The organism is Sneathiella limimaris (genome assembly GCF_012932565.1).
Classification (GTDB): Bacteria; Pseudomonadota; Alphaproteobacteria; order Sneathiellales; family Sneathiellaceae; genus Sneathiella; species Sneathiella limimaris.
The window spans coordinates 432300-453262 of the sequence record NZ_JABBYJ010000001.1; the positions used below are offsets into that span (position 1 = coordinate 432300).

Below are 20963 nucleotides of genomic sequence, written 5' to 3' on the forward strand. Positions count from 1 at the left end.
CCAGTTTTACTTTACCAACAGTCTCGCTGATGCCGTCAAAGCCGACTATTTGGCAGAGAGATTAATAACACCATCCCATTCCGATAAATCTGGCATATTCTTCAGTTCTTCCAACCTTAGCAGGGCTTTCTGAGCTGCAACATCTCCTTTTAAGGCCAACCCCTCCAGTCTCTCTTGAGCGGTGCCAAATTCGCCGGCTCTCAACTTGCTTAGAGCTTCCTCATAGAGAGCTTTACGCCCTCGAGTTTCTTCAGATATTGAATCCCCTTCACCCAAGGGTTCAAATATCATAAGTGGTTCTTCCCGACCAACAACCCGGACTGTTTCAATTTTTCGAAACTCAAACGCTTCCCCACATTTGGTCCGGCAGTCCTCCCCAACGAGAATTACAGTTCCAAATTGTTTGTTCGCAGACTCAAGTCTTGCAGCAACATTTACGCAATCCCCCATTGCGGTATAGGCGAAACGATTTTTTGCCCCAACATTACCGACGGTCGCAATCCCTGAATTCAGGCCAATGCGAGTAACAATTTTTTCCGTCGGATCAACATTTAATCCATTGAACCGCTGATCCAATTTTCGAATAATTGCCAAGCTACAACGCACCGCATTTGGAGCATGGTTCGCATCATCCACCGGCGCCCCAAATAGAGCTATGACAGCGTCGCCAATAAACCGCTCAATGATCCCACCATGGGCTTTTACCTCGGTATCTACAATCTCAAAGTAGGTGTTCAAAAAATCAACAAGCTCCGATGGAGCCAACCTTTCAGACAACGATGTAAATCCCGCAATGTCAGAGAAAAGCACAGTAACTTCCCGCTGTTCCCCTCCCAGTTTCGGTGCTTTGCCATGATCCAGAATGTCTTCCAATACATTTGCATCCAGATATCGCGTGAGACTTTCTCTGACCGTTTTCCGTTCTTGATCAACAAATCTGAACCGAAATAAAAACCCGCTAGCAACGGCAAGTATCATGCTGATTTGACCATCTAGCAGGGGAAGTTTAACGCCCATTTGAAACGCAATTGTTGCTCCGCTTATCCAAAAGAGACTACCGAGAACGATACAGACTGCTGTCACAGCAACTGAAGCTTTCAACGCAATCCCAAACGCCGCAAGTCCAATCAAAAAGCAGATGATCACCCGTAAGGTATCCGAAATTGGCGACACATATGATCCATCCAGCAAATTCTGCAGTGCAGTCGCCTGCAACAAAACTCCAGGGATATAACTCCGCGCAAAGTCTCCGATATTTGGAGACTCACCCTTACAATTTGTTGGCGCGCCTTCGAAATCCCTCATTCCGACAAACCGGTTCCCAGCGAGTTTTCGATCCTCAAGCTGCAAAATCGCCCCTAAGACGACAATCCTGCCTGCAAAGTTGTTAGCGAAGTAATCCTTATCCTGACAATGGTATAAATCCTGAAATGAGAAGACTGGGATAGTTCCCGGATTATTCGAAAACTTGATTGCCGCTCCTGAAGGAAATATGGGTGTGGAAATTTGACGTAGCCGTTTGAGCGCTGCAGGAGCCAGATGTAAAAGGGTCTCTTCAGTGTATGAAGGGTCAGAAGCTGAAGGCAAGTCTTTGACCGGTAAACTTCGGATAACCCCATCTACATCCGCCTGCAAATCGAGTGAAACGAGATTGTCTGCCCCACCTGCAGCAATTAAATGAGCCCGATAAGGAGCAATCGTCTCCCTGCCGATCTGCGCCTGCCCTAGAAGGAGCTTTCCTTCGTTACGCCCCCATTTCACATAGGATTGCAATAAGGGCGTATCTATCCTCCGATCAGCCGCATAGTTGCTTGCTGATGTCGGAAGAATTATGTCCCAGACAAATAGTGATGCCCCGCTTTGCAATACCTTATTTTGGACGTCTGCCATCTGTGGCGTCCACATTACTTTGGGAAGTCCTGCGAAGGGTGGTGATGCATAAGTCTGTTCATCTATCGCAATAACTGCAACTTCAGTTGAAACAGGGTCCGGGGGAAATGGTAACAGGCTCTCAGTTAAATGCAGGAAATCCAGATCTAGACGATCCAGTTGGTCTAACTTAGGGACCTGCAACATAAATACAATAAGTGCTGATAGCCCGACGCTTGTCAGTATTTTGACAACTGGTTTACTCACTGAAACTGGTACCTTTTAATTTCAACAAGATTGGAAGTTATTTGAATATTGTGAAGGTACTCAGGATCATAATTCGATCGTGCCCCCCGGAACATATCAAAACACAATGAGTCTTACCAAATAGGGAGCTTTTCTGGAACGGTCCGCTTTTTCATCAACGATAAAAACGTATTCTTTTTCTCCTGCGGTTACTCGATAGGTTACCCCTGATTTCAAAGCCAAATATTGTTTTCCAAGATCTGCTACTCCCTTTTGGACTGGCACGGACAATGGCTCGTGAAAGCGATCCATATCTTGAATTGTGAAATTTCCCTCAAAATTTCCTGCCTTGAGAACCGGATAAATAGAAAACGCTTTTATAGGTTTGGTCGATTGTTCAGTTTGGTTTGGCGCCCTAAATACAACGGCTGCAGCCTCATTGCTCTTGCTCGTCTGAGAGGAGGTATTGCACTTTAGTTTGCTACGACTGACCATGCCATTCTTTACGAGACTTTGCTTCTCACCAATTACGACACGCCCACCCGTTATCTTCTCCATGACACAAGAAGCCAAATAACTAAGGGTAAGTTGCTCATCATCTCTTAGCTCAATTTCAAAGCCGCTTTCCAAAAAATCCAAAACTTTAAGATCTGATCTTTCAGCAGATACATTTTCTACGAGCGCTTTGACTTCAAATGCGCTGGCAGGAGATAGAATGTATTGAGGAACCAAAATTGCGAAAAATCCAATAAACATCCAACGAGTAGGGAATAGAAGATCAGCCAACCTTTTATGTCTTTTATCTCGGGACATCAGCTATTCCCCACGACCATGAACGGAGCCCAGAAAATTGGATGCGCATAAGAAAAAACAGATTTTCCGTCAATCTCCATTACACCATTTTCAATTAATTCAATCTTTGTTTTCTGTAGGGCTCTAGCACGATTTTTCTGTTCACCGCTGGCATAAGTTGAAAAGAGCTGCGTTGTCAGACTTCGGGCACTCGTTGTCTCCACTGGCCATCCTGTTACAAGAAGAGATCTGGCACCAGCATAAAAGAATGCTCTTCCCAAACCGGAGATCGCCTCCGTACCAGCACCATTTCCAGCGCCAGTGTTGCAAGCTGACAAGATGATCCAATCCGCATCCAGCTTTAAGGACATAATCTCATCCATTGTCAGTAAACCATCATTCTGCTCCCTAGTGATCGCCGGTGAAGACAATGCCAGGGCTGGCTGGGTCAAGCCGTTCAATTCACCAGGCACCAGTCCGTGGGTTGCGAAAGCGATTATTTTCCGATCCCGCAATTGTAACGACTTCACATTTTGCTCGGATGCCTTTGGCCCAAGAAATACATCTGTTTTTAGATCGGCCTTCACGGATTCAGCAATTGCCAATATTTCAGAATTCGTATCTGGAAGCGGTGGTAAGTCATCAATCTCGTAGCTATTGGTCCGATCTCCACCAGGAGCACTTCGACGATAAATCGGTAATCCTCGGAAATTTGTCATGCCCCGTGCTGCAAGAACCGTTTCCGGTGCAGCTTGGCTTGCCTGTTCCGGCTTAAACCATGGATCTCCAAAACCAGCAAAGGTTAGAGAATTATCTTTCCGCTCAGGCAGTTTGCGAAGAGCGAGAAACGACTCAACACTTGGAATGACCGCTGTAGAATGTGTATTCACTAACCAGGGTACAGATCGATAACTGGCAAAAAGTAGATTTTCATCCTTCGGCAACTTGACAGGTGATACAGGTAATGTGGCAAGCGGTATCTGTGCAATTGGGTTATTTGCAATCGTAAATATGTGATTGCCATTTTTCCAACCTCGCGCAACTGGATCCAACAGGTCCTTATACAAGCTATGAGCTATATCCAGGTCATATTCTGGGATATCACCCAAAACACTTGCTTTTGGATCCAACGCAGATCTGAGTTGATGCACCCTATCGCTCATCACTGAGCGAGATAAATCAAGCTTTGAAAACTCAACTGAACCCTGCTGCTGAAATGCCCAGACGAATGTCTTTGTCTCTCCAACGTGGATCCTTACAATAGCCTCATCAGGCTTCAAAAACTGTTGTGTCTCTCTAATTGTTGCCGGTTTAGGGTTCACCAATGAAGCATAATCAGGAAAGCGCTTTTCAATCGCCTCCATCAAAGTAGCCCGCGCAGCTCTTAGATCACTTATTGATTTTCTGAGTTTTAATTCCTCCGCACTTTTTGCGCCGTTCACCAGCGTACTAGACAGCAAACCATAGAGAGCCGAGATTTGTTGTTGAGCGTCCTGTTCTTCTCTAACCAGACGTTTCAAGTCAGGGTCTTCGACTGATTTGCGCGCTGCCGAACTCGTAACGGCTGATTGAACATCGTGAATTCTCGCGGCATTGATAATCTGAAAAGCCTTGGCAATAGATGATGCTGAACGTGTCTCCGTCAGAGCGTCAACATATCCTTCCACAATAAACTGAAAGCGTTTTCCACCTTTAAAACGAATTTCGTCTTTTTCCGTCTGTCGAGATTTTTGAACCAAAATTGGAAAGACCTGATCAAATATCTTGAGCGCACGGGCGGCTTTTCCTTCCTTCAACAAAGCTACGGCATAAAGACCCGTTGCCTCAGCAGTATCATAATGCCGCTCACCCAAACGATCCTTCAGGTTTCTAAAAACCTCAGAGGCTATGCCCTTGGCCGTGAAATAGTCGCCGGTTCCAATCAGCGCAACAGCCCTATCCAGATTATATTTATAGAAACGTCTGTTTTGAACAGGATGATAGGCAGTGAACTTGTCTATCTCTTCAAATACTTCAAGCGCACTGTTCCAGCGAGAAGCCTCAATAAGCACATTAGCAAGGTACAGTCGGGCCTTGTTGAACGTGATTTCATCTCTAGTGACTTCTAGATTACGATAGATCTTGAGGACTGTAGTTGCCAGTTTTTCAGCCTCTTTCAACCTGTTTGTCCGAGCTAATACAGGAATAAGGGCTGAGATCATTTTGGCCGTATAAACCGAATTCCCGCCAAACCTGCCAACTGCAACACGTACAGCATCGCGAGCGGCCACCTCAGCTTCTGCAAATTTATATTGTCTTAGATAGAGACGCGACATGGTTTCAAGAACATTCATCTTCACCAATTGCCGCGCAGTTCCAAGGTTATAAATTGCCAGTTTTTCGTTACTATCCCGATTTTTGCGAATATCCTCGTCTATGATCTGCAGGGCGTTCAGAAGGAAAGCCTCAGAGTTAGAGTATAATCCCTCATCCAGATTTACCCGACTAGTCGCCCAAAGAACAATGGCTTCACTAAACGGCCCATATTTCTGTGCTGCCTGAGACGATCTAACAGAATTCAGGTAACTTTTAGCTTCACTAAGATTTTCACGGGCAGCTTCGAAGTCACCAATCTGACTGTGATAGGTCGCCATCGTCGCGTATCTGTTGCTTCTTGCAACCCGATACCCCCCGGGCAACAAATCGAGCGACCATTGCCGATACCTGATTGCACTTTTGATATTACCAACTTCTGAGACTGCATGAGAGAGTGACGCAAGCACAGCAGACATTAAAATTTTGTCTTGAGGATTTTGAGATTTAGCGATCTCCAGATCCTTAACCATCTGGTTTAAACGACCCAGCTCTCCTGCCGCATCTGCACGGCTTTTCAAATTGGTAGCTATTCTGTCGGCATTTCCAACCATCGAGATTTCATTGTCCGCGGCAGCTTCCAAGGCCTTCAGCTCGAACTGATTTCGGCTCTCCGAGCGTTCAATCAATTGCGTAAGGTCATCAATAGTTCTTGGCGGTGATGCGAGTTGCTGACGATTATATGCCGCGGCGACCTGTCGGGCTTTTTGAACGTTCACGCTGTTGTCTGTGGAAGTCGTCTGACACGAAACTAGTAGCATTGCGGCAATTGCCAGCTTGGAAACAAGAAGTATTTTCAACGAATATCCCCAAAACCTTATTGTTCTTGCTAATTTAGGAAGTGATCGTATCAGATTTTTTAAATATTTTATAGCTTCAGCAATTAAGTTCTCTAATACACAGATCCATTTTGATTGCCATGCTGAACATAAAAAGGCACTGGGTATACAGTTACTGCCATCTCGTCATTTCTTGTTTTTATTCCCACGACACCGTTTTGAACAGTATTTTACCTCTGTCCAATCTCTTGACCATTTTCGTCGCCATGAAAAAGGCCTCCCACACACATCACATATTTTTTGAGGTAAATGTTCTTTCTTCATTCAATCTTAAAACCGCTCATTGAACTCTGCACGTTTTCAAACGATGGCTCCACTTTCCACAGATTTAAAAAACCTTTGGCTATCATCACGAATAGCGTTTTGTTTCTCCGTCTCCATACGATCAAAAGTCTTATACATCATTGCGATCCGATGATTATTTTGGAGTTTATCACGATTACGGTCCAGAAAATCCCAGTACAAATAGTTAAAAGGGCATGCGTCAGGACCATTCTTTTTGGTCACTTTGTAACTGCAGCCCTTACAATAATCGGACATTTTATTGATATAGCTACCTCCGGCCGCGTAAGGTTTACTGGCCAGATACCCACCATCTGCAAATAAGATCATACCGGACACATTCGGTAGCTCGACCCATTCATAGGCATCCGCATAAACAATCAAGAACCATTCATTCACGTATTTAGGATCAATGCCAGCCAGCAAGGCAAAGTTTCCAAGTACCATGAGCCGTTGAATATGGTGGGCATAAGCATTCTGTTTTGTTTCGGAAACGCAACAACGCAGACAATTCATTTTTGTCTCTGATGTCCAGTAAAAATCCGGTAATTGACGCTTCGCCTGAAAGAAATTTTCCGATACATATGCGGGCATTTTGAACCAGTAGATCCCCCGCACATATTCACGCCAACCGATAATCTGGCGAATAAAACCCTCAACGGCATTGAGCGGAGCCTTCTTGTTTTTATAGGCACTCTCAGCTGCTTGAACACATTCTAGGGGAAGCAACAAACCGCAATTTAAGTAAAAGCTGATGTGAGAGTGATACATCCAAGGTTCACCTTCAATCATTGCGTCTTGATAGTCTCCAAAATGATTTAGTCTTTGTTCGACAAAGCGATCCAATACCTTCAGTGCTTCTTTCCGGGTAACGGCAAAATTAAACGGCTCCAACTCGCCAAAATGCTCTTTGAAGCGATCCGAGACAAGAGAGAGAACCTCCTGTGTGATGTCATCTCCATCACAGGTATAAGGCGACGGAATGTTAAGCCCTTCTCTTGGTGGCTTACGGTTTTCGCTATCATAGTTCCATTGTCCACCTTCCGGTTTATCGCCTTGCATTAGGATGTCGTGCATTTTTCGCATTTCGCGATAGAAATACTCCATGCGCAGATTTTTTCGGCCCTTTGCCCACTCTGCGAATTCATCCTGTGTGCATAAAAAGCGTGTATCCTCTCTTATCTCGACAGGTAGGCCAAACTCTTCCGACCAATTCTGTATGTCTAGCAACACTCTGTATTCACTGGGGTGGGTAACGATAATCCGACTGATAGAGTGTCTTTGCAGAACTCGTCCAACTTCACCTTTGAAGGATCCGCAATTCTCAGGGTCGTCTAATTTTGTATACTCAACTTCATACCCATTCTGCCTGAGCTCCCTGGCAAAATGCCTCATAGCGGAAAACAAAAAGGCAATTTTCTTCTTATGATGCCTCACATAAGAGGCTTCCTCCCATACCTCACACATTAAAATTAGATCCGTTTTAGGATTATGATCTTTAAGGCTGGAGATAGACTCCGAAAGCTGGTCCCCTAAAACCAATCTTAGTGTTTTCATTGGAAGAGCATTCCTTTTTTATTCCTGCATGATATTTTCATCTCAGCGGAGAGAATTTTTAAAACCCCCGACATCAATTCAAGGAAAAATCTCCTCTCCATCCCATGCAAAGCATTTACCGGAGTTTTCTGGCTTTAAACTGTCAAGCACACTCAGCAGCTTTCCTGCGGAGTATTCCGGCGTAAATAGCTTGTCAGCAGGTACATTGCTTTGAAACGGTTTCGACAGATCACTGTCAACTGTTCCTGGATGAAGACCGACAATAATGGCCTGTCTATTTTTCCTACCGATTTCAATCGCTGCATTTTTAATAATCATGTTCAGTGCTGCTTTTGAAGAACGATAAGCATACCAACCACCAAGCCGATTATCAGACACACTGCCGACCCGTGCTGAAAGAACAGCAAATCTGGAAGGTCCCTCTTTATTGAGTTTAGGCAGAAAATATTTAGCAATTAGAGCAGGAGTGACGGTGTTTACCTCAAAAATACGGTGAAACTTTTCAGCCGTTAACTCTCTCAACGACTTTTCTGGCATGATGTCGCCTTCATGCAATATTCCATTGGCCACAAAAACCATGTCCAAGGGCAAATTTTTTGAAGCCCTATAAGCCGCCTCAGCAAGGGAGTCCTCACAACTGTAATCGATGGGGTACTCTCCGTTTCGCGAAAATGAGCTCACTTTTGCAGCCGGATATTTTTCAATGAGTAATTTCGCCATGCTGCTGCCGATTGCTCCTGACCCACCAATAACCGCAATATTTTTCGGACTAAAACTCATGAGGACAACCGTTCTCCATCATATTTTTAGGACATCAGGAAAAAGAGCCAACCCAATCAGAAGTATCGGTGCTCATAGGCCTTGATCCGATACTTTTGATCAATTTATCGCGAACAAATTTCCATCTCAGCAGTATCGAAACAGCCCGATTTTGGAGAGGCTGAATATCCTGCAACACGACATTTATACGGCCCGTTCTCGGAATTGGATGTCGCAAACGAGCCTGACCAGAACCATTGCAGGGTTAGACTGCCCAACAACCGGAAAATGACTGGGAATATGCAGTGGGAGCGGTGATATTTCTAAAATTCTTAGAAATTTGCCTCTGTGTAAAAACAGGCAGCTTTGCGGTCATCTCCAACCATTTCCAAAACAGGACTTTCGGAGCTGCACTTTTCTGTCGCATAAGGGCATCTCGGTGCGAAGTAGCATCCCGGCGGCGGCGATAGAGGAGATGGAATTTCCCCTTCGATTGCCTCAAATTGAACTAGTTCATCCTTATCCAAAACTAACTTGGGAACAGATGCTAGCAAAGCTTTCGTGTAGGGATGAGCCGGGTTTTCAAACACAGATTGCGTCTCTCCCTCTTCCACAATACGGCCAAGATACATCACAGCAACCCGGTCACTGACATGACGCACAACTGAGAGGTCATGACTAATAAATAGACATGTCAGGTTCAGATCTTTCCGCAATTGTAGAAACAGATTGATGATCTGCGCTTGGATAGATACGTCCAACGAAGCGACAGGTTCATCGCAAATAAGAAGATCAGGCTGCATTGCCAAAGCCCTGGCAATAGCGATCCGCTGCCGCTGGCCACCCGAAAACTGATGAGGATAGCGATCTGTGAACGCTGGATCCAATCCCACTCTGGCAAACCAGTCCTTCACATAAGCGGTTGCCTCGGATTTACTCACAAGATTATTTGAGATGGGCCCTTCTGCAACAGCCTCACCAACCTTCATGCGTGGATCAAGAGACGCAAACGGATCTTGGAAAACAGTTTGAATACGGGTGGTAGTTTTTTTGCCATCTTTCATAACCGGTTGATGGTCCAACATCACCGTACCACTCGATGTCTCCAGAATTCCTGCTGCCAGTTTTCCAAGCGTAGATTTCCCACAGCCGGACTCGCCAACAAGACCCAGGGTTTGTCCTTCCTCCAAAACAAAAGAGACGTCATTCACAGCTTTGACAGAGCGAGTTTCGACAGTTGCGCCCAATTTAGCAGCAATTTTATCCCCCAAACTCACTTTGGGATGAAATAACCGGGTCACCTGATCAACTTGAAAATACAAACTCATTACAGAACCTCTTGCTTCTGTAAAGGATGGTGGCATCGCCACATCCTTTCCTCAGTCCTATCAATCGGGGGCTCAGTACTACATTTTTCTGTCGAAAAACTGCACCTTGGTGCAAAAGGACATCCTGCTGGCAACGACAATAAAGACGGTGTTGTTCCAGAAATCTGAACCAAAGGCTGACCTGGTTCCGCCATAGCTGGCAAGGATTCTATCAATCCTCGTGTATAGGGATGATGTGGATTTTTAAGGACTTGCGCAGTTGGGCCTTCTTCAACCACACGTCCTGCATACATCACAAGCAACCGAGTGGCCAAACTAGATACGGTTGCCAAATCATGACTGATCCAAATCATCGCCGTGCCCGTTTCCCTTGCCAACGTTCGCATCTCAGACAAAATTTGCGCCTGAATGGATACATCCAAAGCAGTCGTCGGCTCATCCGCAACTATCACACCCGGGGAATGCAGCAAAGTAATTGCTATCGCGACCCGCTGACGCATACCCCCAGAGAATTCATGAGGATAATTATCAAGACGGGCGGCAGGGTCTGGAATGCCTACTTTAGTTAGAACCTCTATGCAACGCGCCTCTATCTCTTTTTTGGACATTCTTGCATGTGCTTCTAGAGCAAAAGACATTTGAGTCCGGATCGTGAGAAGAGGGTTTAATGTCGCAATCGGGTCCTGAAAAATCATGGCAATGTCTTTACCCCGTTTTGAACGGAGCTTTCTCTCGGACAAACCGACCAAATTTTCGCCGTTCAGTCGGATTGTACCACCGACAATTTCTCCGGGAGCATCCACAAGCCCGAGCAGCGAAAAACCCGTTACAGTCTTGCCTGAGCCAGACTCGCCGACAAGACCAAGAATTTCACCCTTCTCCAGAGAAAAACTAACGCCATCCACAGCCTTAACCACGCCATCACGGGTATGAAAATAGGTCTGCAAATCTTTTACATCCAAAACTTTTGTCATTTACGCAGCCTCGGATTGAACTGGTCTCTAATCTGATCACCAACAATATTAATTGCCACGATCAGGATAATTAGGGCTACTCCAGGATACACAGAAATCCAGTAGCGCCCGCTCATCATGTAAGGGAAACCATTTGATATCAGCATACCCAAACTCGGCTCAGTCACAGGTAACCCTAGCCCCAGAAAACTTAGCGTCGCTTCCAGAGATATTGCACTGGCAATCTGGACTGTAGCCACGACGATCAACGGCGGCATGCAGTTTGGGAGAAGATGTTTAAAAGCCACCTGAAAACCTGATAACGGTGTAGCAAGGGCGGCCTCAACATAGTCTTTCTTACGCTCTCCTTTTGCTGCACCATACGCAGTACGAGCAAAATACGCGTATTGTGCGGCAACAAGGGCTGCGATCAACTGGAACTTGCCTTGACCTAGCAAGGCAACCAGAACCAACGCCAACAAGATTGCAGGAAATGACAGCTGCAGATCAACTATCCGCATCAAAAAATTTTCAATTTTTCCACCAACATAAGCCGCAAAAATGCCAACGGTAGTGCCAAGTACAAGCGCTATGCAGCCTGCTGCCAGTCCAATCATGATCGAAATACGAAGGCCATAAAAAATGGCAGACAGCAGATCACGCCCTTGCGGATCTGTTCCAAGGTAATGGATATATCCGCCGGAGCCGACAAAGCCCGGAGCCCGTCTGGCGTCCATCAAAGACAGCGTTTCCAAATCATATGGATTTTGAGGAACAATATACGGTGCGAAAAGAGCCAGAACCATCAAAGCTAAGACAATTATTAAAGCGATAACAGCCAGCTTATTCTCACTAAAATCGCGCCAGAAGCGAAACAGAGGAGACTGCGCATTAGTCATTACTGTGCCCCCGCCCGAATTCGCGGATCAATCATTGCAAATACAAGGTCCACTGTGAGGTTTATTAAAACGAATAGAAGTGCTGTCAGGATCAGATATGCAACCATGACAGGCCGATCCAGCACGGAAATACTGTCGATAATCAACTTTCCGATACCAGGCCAAGAAAAAATGGTTTCTGTGACAACTGCGAAAGCCAGGGTCGAGCCCAACTCCAACCCAAACACGGTGATAATCGGGACAGAAATAAGCTTCATAAGATGACGACGTAGTATCCGACCCTCTGAAATCCCTGCAGCTCGTGCAAATTTTATGGTGTCTGTCAGCATGATTTCTCGGGTACCCGCACGGGCCAGTCGGATCATCATCGCCAGCTTGAAGAAAGCAAGGTTCAATGCAGGCAGCAGAATATGCGAGAGACCATCCAACGTTAAGAAGCTCCAATCCATACCGAGGATCGTCACAACCTCACCACGTCCCCCAGCAGGCAGTACACCCATATTAACAGCAAATGTAAGGATCAAAATGAGGCCAACCCAGAAGCTAGGCACCGAAAAGCCCAATACAGAAACTGCCATAATCAGCTTGGAGATGATGCTATTTGGTCGGTAACCGGCATAAACACCAAGCGTCACGCCAATGACTGTCGCGGAAATTATGGAAATGAGAACCAGCTCTAAGGTTGCTGGCAAACGCCCGGCAATCAGCTCCAGAACTGGAAGGTTATAGATATAAGACCGACCAAAATCACCCTGAACAAGGTTGGTCACAAAAATAAAATACTGTTGCCAAAGAGGCAGATCCAATCCCAATTTCTGAATAACTGCCTGACGGATCTCTTCCGTGGCTTCAGGTGGAATAATTATTTCAATCGGATTCCCGATTGCATACACACCCACGAAAACGATTATCGACATGGCTACCATAACAAGAAAAGCCTGCAATAATCGCTGGATTACAAAACCTAACATCCAATAATACCTAGCTCAGGAAATTCGGGTGCCGAAATCTCCGGCACCCGATTAGTCTTAGTTTTTCGGTTTGATGAAAAAGGCCAGTGTATCTTCATCGAAGCGTGGCTGGAAGGTCAATTTACCAGCTTTTGCCGCCCAAACAGTTTGCAACTGAACAACTGGAATATACACGCGATCTTCCATGGTCAGAACCATTGCTTGCTCATAAAGTGCACGGCGTGCATCTGCATCCAAGGTCATTGCCCCCTTCTGCATCAGCTCATCCACCTTATCGTTCTTATAAGCAACACGGTTAAATGCGCCCATTTTCACTTCTGGGTTTTTGGAGTGAGCCAAAGCACCCAATGTGTAAGAGGCTTCACCTGTCAAAGTTCCCCAACCGTTCATGAATACAGAATATTCCAGACGGGATTGAGCAGGGAAGTAAACTGTTTTTGAAACAGCGTTCACGTTAGTTTTAATTCCAACCTGGCTGAACATCTGGCCAAGACCCTGACAGATTGCTCCGTCACCAGGCAAGCGATCAGATGTGCAATAAAGGTCAATTTCAAATCCATCCGGATAACCAGCTTTTGCAAGCAGTTCTTTCGCTTTCGCTGCATCATGGACACGAGCAGGGATCGCTTCGCTTGAACCAAAGAACCCTGGAGGCATCATCTGGTTGGCAGGTTTTCCCAATCCTTCAAGAACGATTTCAACCATAGTTTCGCGGTCAATTGCCAAATCAATGGCTTCGCGTACCATTGGATTCTGAAGCGGGTTTTTGGCTAATTTTGAGCCATCTTTCGCACGTACCAGAGGCGTATCATCCCTCTGATCCAGTTGCAGGTTCATAATGTAAACACTGTCACCAACGACAGCATCAACGCTGCTATCCCGTTGCAGAGCCAGATAATCAACAGAAGAGACGTAGTTGATCACGTCAACCTGACCGGCTTTCAAAGCTGCCAGACGGGAACTATCATTTGGAATTTCTTTGCGGATGACTTTTTCCCAGGCACCTTTACCGCGCCAGTAATCATCGAACCGCTCAAGAACCAGATCACCTTTTGGCTCCCAGCTTACCAGTTTGTAAGGACCTGTACCAACAGCAGCAGGACCACCATTGAAACCTGCAGAAGCAGTTTCTGGTGTGGAGTAATCTTTGGCAGCTTCTGCACTTACGATGAAGAGACGGACAAAATCATACGGCAACGTTGCTGCAGGACCATTTGTTTTGATGTGAATTGTGTAGGGATCAATGATCTCAACGTCCGCAACACGGCGAACATAGATAGTTGTAGTCGTTGGTCCACTAACCGCTGGAATACGCTCAATAGAGAATTTCACATCCTCAGCATCAAAGTCAGACCCATCATGGAACTTAACGCCTTCGCGCAATTTAAATTCCCAAGTCAGGTCATCAATTGGCTTCCAGGAAGTCGCAAGACCTGGTTCAATCTGCAGATCATCGCCAGACCAGACCAATGTGTCATAGATATGTTTTGCCGCTTCCGCATGACTTCCCAATGCAGAATAATGAGGATCCAGAGATTCTGGTCCACCCCGTACCCCCATGGTAAGAGTCTGGGCGGCGGCAATGCCTGTGCTCAGTGTTACACCAAGGGCGACGGCCATTGATGCAATTAGTGTTTTTACCTTCATCGGTACCCCCTGTCGGAGTTGAGAAATGATTTTTAATTAATTCCAAATGGAACTTGTACTCTTTACGATGTTATGAAATATATGATATGTCAAGTTCTATATGGAACTAATTGAGTTATGAGCGAGGAACAAAACTCAATGCCTGTTACACAAAACTATCTATCCCCGCGCCATTCTGGCGGTGTGTCGGGGATGAACCAAATGACGGAAGCGAAACTGTGGCGCAATCCATGCCCTTTTTCCTTTCGAATGAACTTTCTGGCTATGCGCTACAACACGCCCTGCTATGACTGGGTTCAAAAAACTGAAGGTCTTAGCCGGATCGAATATGTAGTGATCTATTCGCTGGCCCTATGCGAGGGAGGTCAGGCAAAGGACATTGCTATTTCCTCAGGCTTTCCCAAAAACAGCCTATCTCGGGCCATGGCAAAGCTAGAAAAAGCAGGCCTGATCATGCGTGAAACAGATAATCAAGATAAACGCAATCAGCCTCTCTACCTGACAGAGGAAGGTTGGAAACTCTTTAATAGAACCCTTCCGGTTTTTGAACGCCGGGAGCAGGAAATGTTAAATGGGCTAAACGACGAAGAAGTGAAGACACTGTCTAACCTGATGGCAAAGGTAGTGCTCAATTCAGCCAATTTGACTGACGATATTCCAGCGGAAATAAAGCCGTCTAACACGGAGCAAAAAACCCCATGATGATTTCGGAAATGAACTGGATGGACGTTGAGAAATACGTCGCCAAGGATAAACGCTGTATCTTGCCAATCGGATCTACAGAACAGCATGCGCAACTTTCTCTGTGTGTGGATGTTATCCTCGCTGAACGAGTCTCCAGGGAAGCTGCCGAACCCCTCGGAGTTCCAGTTTTTCCGGTTATTCCTTACGGATTGACCCCTTATTTCTCAGCCTTTCCCGGGACAGTTTCTCTCCGGGTTGAAACTCTGATGGCCTTAATGCGAGATGTTATTGGATCTCTTCGCAGATCCGGATTTCAGAACATTCTTCTCGTAAACGGCCACGGTGGAAACAATCCTATTGGCGCTCTCGGACAAGAATTAATGGCAGAATATGGCGATATCTCCGTTCGACTGCATAACTGGTGGGCAGCGCCAAAAACAATGGCAGCTGTTAAGGAAATTCATCCCATCGGTAGCCATGCAAACTGGATGGAAAACTTCCCTTGGACACGCCTCGCCCATGCGCCAGCGCCAGAGGGCGAGAAACCAGCACCAGATATGGATCGGATAAAAGCCTCAACTCCAGCTGAAGCCAAGGATCTTCTCGGTGACGGTAATTTTGGCGGACCATGGCAAATGCCAGATGAGGACGTCATAAAAGTTTGGAATGCAGGTGTTGAAGAAACCCGAGAAGCCCTTGAAGGACCTTGGCCTGATTGGAGTGCCAAATAATGGAAAGTCGCCCAATTCTTGTATGGGGTGCTGGAGCTATCGGCGGAATCCTTGGTGCTTATTGGGCCCGGGCTGGCAAAGATGTGGTTATGGTCGATATTGACCAAGCCCATATTGAGGCATGTTCCACCAACGGCATTCGAATTGAAGGGCCTGCTACTGACGGGGATTTTCGCCAAGTCATTCCAACCTACTCACCAGAAACGTTGGAAGGTAAATTCGATTGTGTTGTCCTTGCCGTAAAGGCCCAGGCAACAAAAACAGCCTTAACCCAGCTTCTCCCTCATCTCACAGATGATGGGTTTATCTTATCTGCGCAAAATGGTCTCAATGAACGATTGATAGCCCAGATGGCTGGTCCGGATCGAACCATGGGCGCTTTCGTTAATTATGGAAGTGACTGGCAAGAAGCTGGCCGCGTACTTTATGGAAACCGCGGGGCAGTTGTCATCGGTGAGATTGACGGCTCAATTCGCCAACGCACCAAAGACATGCATCAATTGATGCAGATTTTTGAACCAGACGCCGTTTTGACAGACAACATTTGGGGATATCTCTGGGGTAAGCTTGGCTATGGCGCTATGTTATTCGCAACAGCACTTACCCCCGATAGCATGTCAGCCAATTTCGCAAACCCAAACCGTTCCCCTGCGCTGATCGGGCTGGCTAGAGAGGTCATGTCCGTCGCATTGGCAGAAAAAATCAAACCACTCGGATTTAATGGCTTCAATCCAGAAAGTTATTTCCCTGACAGTCCTCAGTCAGAAGCAGAAAAGTCAATTGCAGCCTTAGTCGAATTCACCGCTAAAACAGCCAAGACCCATTCTGGTATTTGGCGGGATCTGGCAGTTCGCAAACGCAAGACTGAGGTGGATCCCCAGATAGGAATCATCACGCAAGTCGCCCAGGAGCATGGCATAGAAACACCCCTGCTGAGCAGACTTGTTGAGCTTATCCATGAGATTGAAGATGGCAAACGCCCTCAATCATCTGAAACCTTCGACGAACTTTTAAAAGCGATGAAATAGGAAAACAACCATGACTGTCGCCTTAGTAACAGGTGTCGTGGGTGGGATTGGTGCTGCAATTGCAAAACGCCTCGCCCAAGATGGATTTGAAGTCGTTGTGACCGATCGTCCAGGACCCTCATTCGAAAAAGCCTGTGCCAACCTCCAAATGCCAGGTTATCCGGCTGACCTCGGAAATCAAAGTGACGTTCGCGCACTTCATGAGATGATCAAAAAAAACCATACGGCACCCCTTATTCTGGTCAATGCAGCTGGCGGGGTTTGCCATCAGGTACACCAACCCGTCGAAAATGTTGAAGAGGCTGATTGGCGTGCCCTGTTCGCCGCAAACACAGACAGTGCCTTTTTTCTCGCACAAGCGTTCGCGCCGGAGATGAAAAAGCAAAAATCAGGCCGGATCATTACGATAAGTAGCGGTGCGGGATTGCGGCCAAGCCTGACAAAAATCCAAGGCTATACTGCGTCGAAACACGCTCTAGTGGGTTTGACGAAACAGCTTGCCTTAGAGTTGGGGCCTTTCGGAATTACAGTCAATTCAATTGCGCCTGGATTTGTTCTGTCCAATGAAGCAACCCAAAAACAATGGGAAAGCTATCGAGAAGAAGGGCAAAAGCAGCTCATTGAAAATATTCATATGCGAAGGCTTGGCACTCCCGAAGATATCGCCAACGCCGCATCTTTTATCGCCAGTGATGCATCTAACTGGATTACTGGCCAAATTCTTTCCGTTGACGGAGGACACCGATGAGTTCCCCAAGCCCGCTTGAACAGCATGATCTTGAGGCATTTCTAAACCGTCTCAAAAACTACCTAGCCTGCCAATCTGTAAGTACTGATCCGGCCTACCGCGAAGAGATGAATAAAGCCCGGAGTTTTCTGAAAGAACATCTAATAGACATCGGGTTCAGCAATATTCAAGAACTGGATGGAGGTATTGGCGGGCATAACGCGCTTTATGCTGAATGGTTGGCTAAACCTGGCAAACCAACGCTTTTGATTTATGGTCACTACGATGTTCAACCACCTGACCCACTGGACCAATGGATTTCAGATCCTTTCGATATGCAGGAACGGGATGGAAGACTTTATGCGCGTGGCATATCAGATGACAAGGGCCCAACACTGATTGCCCTTGAAGCTCTACGCTGTCACATGGCTGCTCAGGGCGAACTTCCCTTTAACGTCAAAATTCTCCTGGAAGGAGAAGAAGAGACTGGCTCGCCATCACTTCCCAATATCCTCTCCCAAAATCGGGAATTGTTGGCCGCTAATGCCATCCTGTCGGCAGACGGGGCCAGATGGCGAGCCGATCTCACCGCCATAAATGTTGGATCCAGAGGGAATGGCGGATTTGAACTGTCCATCAAAACTGCCGACCTGGATTTACACTCAGGACGTTACGGCGGCGCAGTCCCAAATGCCTTGCATGAAATGGCCCGTATTATTGCCTGTCTGCATGACGACAAAAACAAGGTTACAATCCCCGGGTTTTATGATGATGTAATTATGCCGGATGCTGAAACTGAAGCAGATCTGCATGCCATTGAGTTTGATGGCCAAGGTTGGACTGCCAACATTGGTTCCGTTGAGTTCGGAGAAGAAGGCTATTCGACTTTGCAAAGACTTTGGGACCGGCCAACCTTAGAGGTCAATGGCCTTTGGGGCGGATACCAAGGAGCTGGCAGCAAGACTGTGATCCCCAACGAGGCACACGCTAAAATCACGATGCGCTTAGTTCCTGGACAAGACCCAGAAAAGATCAGAGCTTCCGCCAAAGCCTATATCCAGGGCCTTTGCCCTGATGGTGTAGAGCTTACCATTAGTGGTGATCGAGGTTGGACCCGCGCCTATGCGGTTCCTGCCAAGCACCCACTTTTACTCGCTGCAGAAACGGCGTTGGAAAAGACACTCGGTGAAAAACCACTTCGCGTTCGGGTAGGGGCAACACTACCACTATCAGACCTCGTTCTCGGGACTCTTGGGATTGATACTGTTATGTTCTCCTTCTCCACTGCGGATGAACAGTTCCATGCCCCCAATGAATTCCTGCGACTTTCTGCCGTCAAAGAAGGTGTTGAAGCCTGGATCAAACTTCTGGATCTGGTTGGCGAGCAAAGCCCATCTGATTATCAAGCAGCCTGAACATGGCAGAAGGTTCCATTAATAATGTTAAAGGGGCAATGCTCTTAACCATTGCTGCTGTGATTTTTACTGGCGAAGTCATAGCCGTTCGATATCTTGGAACCTCAGCCAGCGACGGTCAGATTGTCTTCGCTAGAGCCTTCGTCCAATTAGCCATTGTTGCAATCTGGATTTTTGTCAGAAACCCAACACTTATCCGGACCTCTCGCCCAGGTTTGCATTTCATTCGTGGAATAACCAGCCTCGTCTGCTGGTTTTTCTATTACAAAAGTTTTCAGCTCCTGGATTTAGCTTTAGCCACAACCCTTACATTCACAACGTCACTGATTGTTGTCGCGCTAGCCGCACCATTATTAAAAGAAACAGTCTCTGCCCGGAGGTGGGGTTTCACAGCCCTTGGATTTGTTGGTGTTGCAATCGCAAGTAACGTTACCGGGCTTTCCAAGTCTAATTTTGATTTTAGTATTCTATTTGGGCTTCTTGCGGCAGTCGCCGCGGCAGCTCTTGTTTTCCAAAACCGCATTCTGGCAAGAACCGAACATACCGCCACCATAATGCTCTATATCGGGTTAATTACAACTATCGGTGCCTCGCCAGGTTTGTTACTGGATTGGCAACCCCTAGAGGGTCACGCCATGTTATTGCTGATAATTGCAGGGTCCCTTGGAACCATCGGCATGATCCTGACTGTAGAAGCCTACCGAGTTGCCGAGGTGTCAGCAATGGCTCCATTTCCGTATCTCAGGATCGTATTTGCTATTCTTTCAGGGTTTGTCATTTTTGGAGAATCTCCGACCTGGCAAACACTTGCCGGAAGCGCTTTGATCATTCTGTGCGCACTTGCTGTCCAGCGTGTCGAACCTAAACGTAGAGGTCTCTCTTCACCTTACAGATAAAGAGTGGACCTCAAACCTGTCCTATCCTTACAGTCGGATCACCGGATTACGAAGCGTACCAATACCGCTCAACTCCACCTCAACCACATCCCCATCTAACAAATTTGGTGACGTGCCTTCAGTGCCCATCCAAATTACGTCTCCAGGATATAGGGTCAGATATTTAGTCATGTGAACTAAATAGGGAACGATACCCGTTATCATGTCATTGGTTTTAAACTTGATCTGTTCTTGCCCATTTAAACGGACTGTGGTCGTCATTGCCTCAAGATTAACTTCCGTCTCAACCCAAGGGCCCATCGGTTTAAAAGTGTCAGTATTCTTGGAACGCCACATGGTCTTGTCAGATTTCTGCCAACTCCGCTCGGAAACATCGTTCCCAATGGTATAACCAAAAACCACATCCATTGCTGTTTCCGACGTCAGATGTTTCCCTTCTTTACCGATTACAACAACTAGCTCACCTTCATAATGAACCTGATCAGTTGCATCCGCTGGAATAATGATAGGGCGCTCATGTGCAGTCAGCGCATTATTCGCTCGGTATCCGATATCAGGGGCATCTGGTGCACTAGCATCAAGCCCAACTGCAGCCGACATTTTTTCAAGGTGAGTTTGATAGTTTAAACCCGCCGCATAAAAGGTTCGGGGTACAACAGGAATATCCAATTCAACTCCATCCAGATCAAAAATTTCTCCCGTCCTTTTTGGCTGCGAGAATATAGATCCTGTCAGCTCATAGACCTTTCGACCCTCAACCAAACCATGAACAATCTCATTGTCCTTTCTGAACCGGACAAAGCGCATAACTTAACCCCTAACTTTGCAAATATGAGCACTTATGGAAGAAAAAAGAATGTGCACTCTTGATAAAGGATTATAGACGGGATGAAAACAAACCATCCATGAAATTTCAGCTATTAGACCAACGAAAAGTGCGCTTATGTCATAGGATAGGTCAAGCAGAAGAGACTTGACCGACATGATT

18 protein-coding genes are annotated in these 20963 nt (G+C 46.5%); 6 read left to right on the forward strand and 12 right to left on the reverse strand.

Features of this window, described 5'->3' with window-relative positions:
• Positions 1 to 45 precede the first annotated feature (45 nt).
• The 11 genes from HH301_RS02025 to HH301_RS02075 all read right to left on the reverse strand — a co-directional run bounded on the left by HH301_RS02025 (position 46) and on the right by HH301_RS02075 (position 14494).
• Positions 46 to 2136, reverse strand: coding sequence for an adenylate/guanylate cyclase domain-containing protein (locus tag HH301_RS02025; RefSeq protein ID WP_169566408.1), 2091 nt, complete (start codon positions 2134 to 2136; stop codon positions 46 to 48).
• A 96-nt stretch (positions 2137 to 2232) separates the two neighbouring features.
• Positions 2233 to 2928, reverse strand: coding sequence for a hypothetical protein (locus HH301_RS02030; protein WP_169566409.1), 696 nt, complete (start codon positions 2926 to 2928; stop codon positions 2233 to 2235).
• The gene (locus HH301_RS02035; RefSeq protein WP_169566410.1) at positions 2928 to 6059 is read right to left on the reverse strand and encodes a CHAT domain-containing protein; all 3132 of its coding nucleotides are present in this window, start codon (positions 6057 to 6059) and stop codon (positions 2928 to 2930) included. Before HH301_RS02035 ends, HH301_RS02030 begins: the two co-directional genes overlap by 1 nt.
• A gap of 165 nt (positions 6060 to 6224) precedes the next feature.
• Entirely contained in the window at positions 6225 to 6362 is a 138-nt protein-coding gene (locus tag HH301_RS17715) for a DUF2256 domain-containing protein (RefSeq protein ID WP_169566411.1), read from the reverse strand.
• Positions 6363 to 6398: 36 nt separating this feature from the next.
• A complete protein-coding gene (locus tag HH301_RS02045; protein ID WP_169566412.1) occupies positions 6399 to 7937 on the reverse strand; it encodes a cryptochrome/photolyase family protein in 1539 nt (512 codons plus the stop codon).
• 78 nt (positions 7938 to 8015) lie between these two features.
• Complete coding sequence (locus HH301_RS02050) at positions 8016 to 8717, reverse strand: SDR family NAD(P)-dependent oxidoreductase (protein WP_169566413.1); 702 nt, start codon at positions 8715 to 8717, stop codon at positions 8016 to 8018.
• Positions 8718 to 9028: 311 nt separating this feature from the next.
• On the reverse strand, positions 9029 to 10024 hold the full coding sequence (locus HH301_RS02055; RefSeq protein ID WP_169566414.1) for an ABC transporter ATP-binding protein: 996 nt from the start codon (positions 10022 to 10024) through the stop codon (positions 9029 to 9031).
• Positions 10024 to 10998, reverse strand: coding sequence for an ABC transporter ATP-binding protein (locus HH301_RS02060; RefSeq protein ID WP_169566415.1), 975 nt, complete (start codon positions 10996 to 10998; stop codon positions 10024 to 10026). Before HH301_RS02060 ends, HH301_RS02055 begins: the two co-directional genes overlap by 1 nt.
• Entirely contained in the window at positions 10995 to 11876 is an 882-nt protein-coding gene (locus HH301_RS02065; RefSeq protein WP_169566416.1) for an ABC transporter permease, read from the reverse strand. The genes HH301_RS02060 and HH301_RS02065 overlap by 4 nt, the downstream gene beginning before the upstream one ends.
• Complete coding sequence (locus tag HH301_RS02070; RefSeq protein ID WP_169566417.1) at positions 11876 to 12847, reverse strand: ABC transporter permease; 972 nt, start codon at positions 12845 to 12847, stop codon at positions 11876 to 11878. The genes HH301_RS02065 and HH301_RS02070 overlap by 1 nt, the downstream gene beginning before the upstream one ends.
• A 57-nt stretch (positions 12848 to 12904) precedes the next feature.
• On the reverse strand, positions 12905 to 14494 hold the full coding sequence (locus HH301_RS02075; protein WP_169566418.1) for an ABC transporter substrate-binding protein: 1590 nt from the start codon (positions 14492 to 14494) through the stop codon (positions 12905 to 12907).
• Between the two features lie 138 nt (positions 14495 to 14632).
• Here HH301_RS02075 and HH301_RS02080 point away from each other — a divergent pair, with 138 nt between their 5' ends.
• The 6 genes from HH301_RS02080 to HH301_RS02105 are packed head-to-tail and all read left to right on the forward strand — an operon-like array spanning position 14633 to position 19975.
• Positions 14633 to 15196, forward strand: a complete 564-nt coding sequence (locus tag HH301_RS02080; RefSeq protein ID WP_169566419.1) for a MarR family winged helix-turn-helix transcriptional regulator — start codon at positions 14633 to 14635, stop codon at positions 15194 to 15196.
• A complete protein-coding gene (locus HH301_RS02085) occupies positions 15193 to 15909 on the forward strand; it encodes a creatininase family protein (RefSeq protein ID WP_169566420.1) in 717 nt (238 codons plus the stop codon). The genes HH301_RS02080 and HH301_RS02085 overlap by 4 nt, the downstream gene beginning before the upstream one ends.
• Positions 15909 to 16937 carry a ketopantoate reductase family protein gene (locus HH301_RS02090; RefSeq protein WP_169566421.1) on the forward strand — a complete coding sequence of 343 codons (1029 nt, stop codon included), beginning with the start codon at positions 15909 to 15911 and terminating at the stop codon, positions 16935 to 16937. The genes HH301_RS02085 and HH301_RS02090 overlap by 1 nt, the downstream gene beginning before the upstream one ends.
• A gap of 10 nt (positions 16938 to 16947) precedes the next feature.
• Entirely contained in the window at positions 16948 to 17685 is a 738-nt protein-coding gene (locus HH301_RS02095; protein WP_169566422.1) for an SDR family NAD(P)-dependent oxidoreductase, read from the forward strand.
• Positions 17682 to 19079 (forward strand): M20/M25/M40 family metallo-hydrolase, encoded by a 1398-nt coding sequence (locus HH301_RS02100; protein WP_169566423.1) that lies wholly within the window; start codon positions 17682 to 17684, stop codon positions 19077 to 19079. The genes HH301_RS02095 and HH301_RS02100 overlap by 4 nt, the downstream gene beginning before the upstream one ends.
• Before the next feature lie 2 nt (positions 19080 to 19081).
• Entirely contained in the window at positions 19082 to 19975 is an 894-nt protein-coding gene (locus HH301_RS02105; RefSeq protein ID WP_169566424.1) for a DMT family transporter, read from the forward strand.
• 27 nt (positions 19976 to 20002) lie between these two features.
• On the opposite strand, the gene HH301_RS02110 is transcribed toward HH301_RS02105, so the two are convergent.
• Positions 20003 to 20782 carry a fumarylacetoacetate hydrolase family protein gene (locus tag HH301_RS02110; protein ID WP_169566425.1) on the reverse strand — a complete coding sequence of 260 codons (780 nt, stop codon included), beginning with the start codon at positions 20780 to 20782 and terminating at the stop codon, positions 20003 to 20005.
• Positions 20783 to 20963 lie beyond the last annotated feature (181 nt).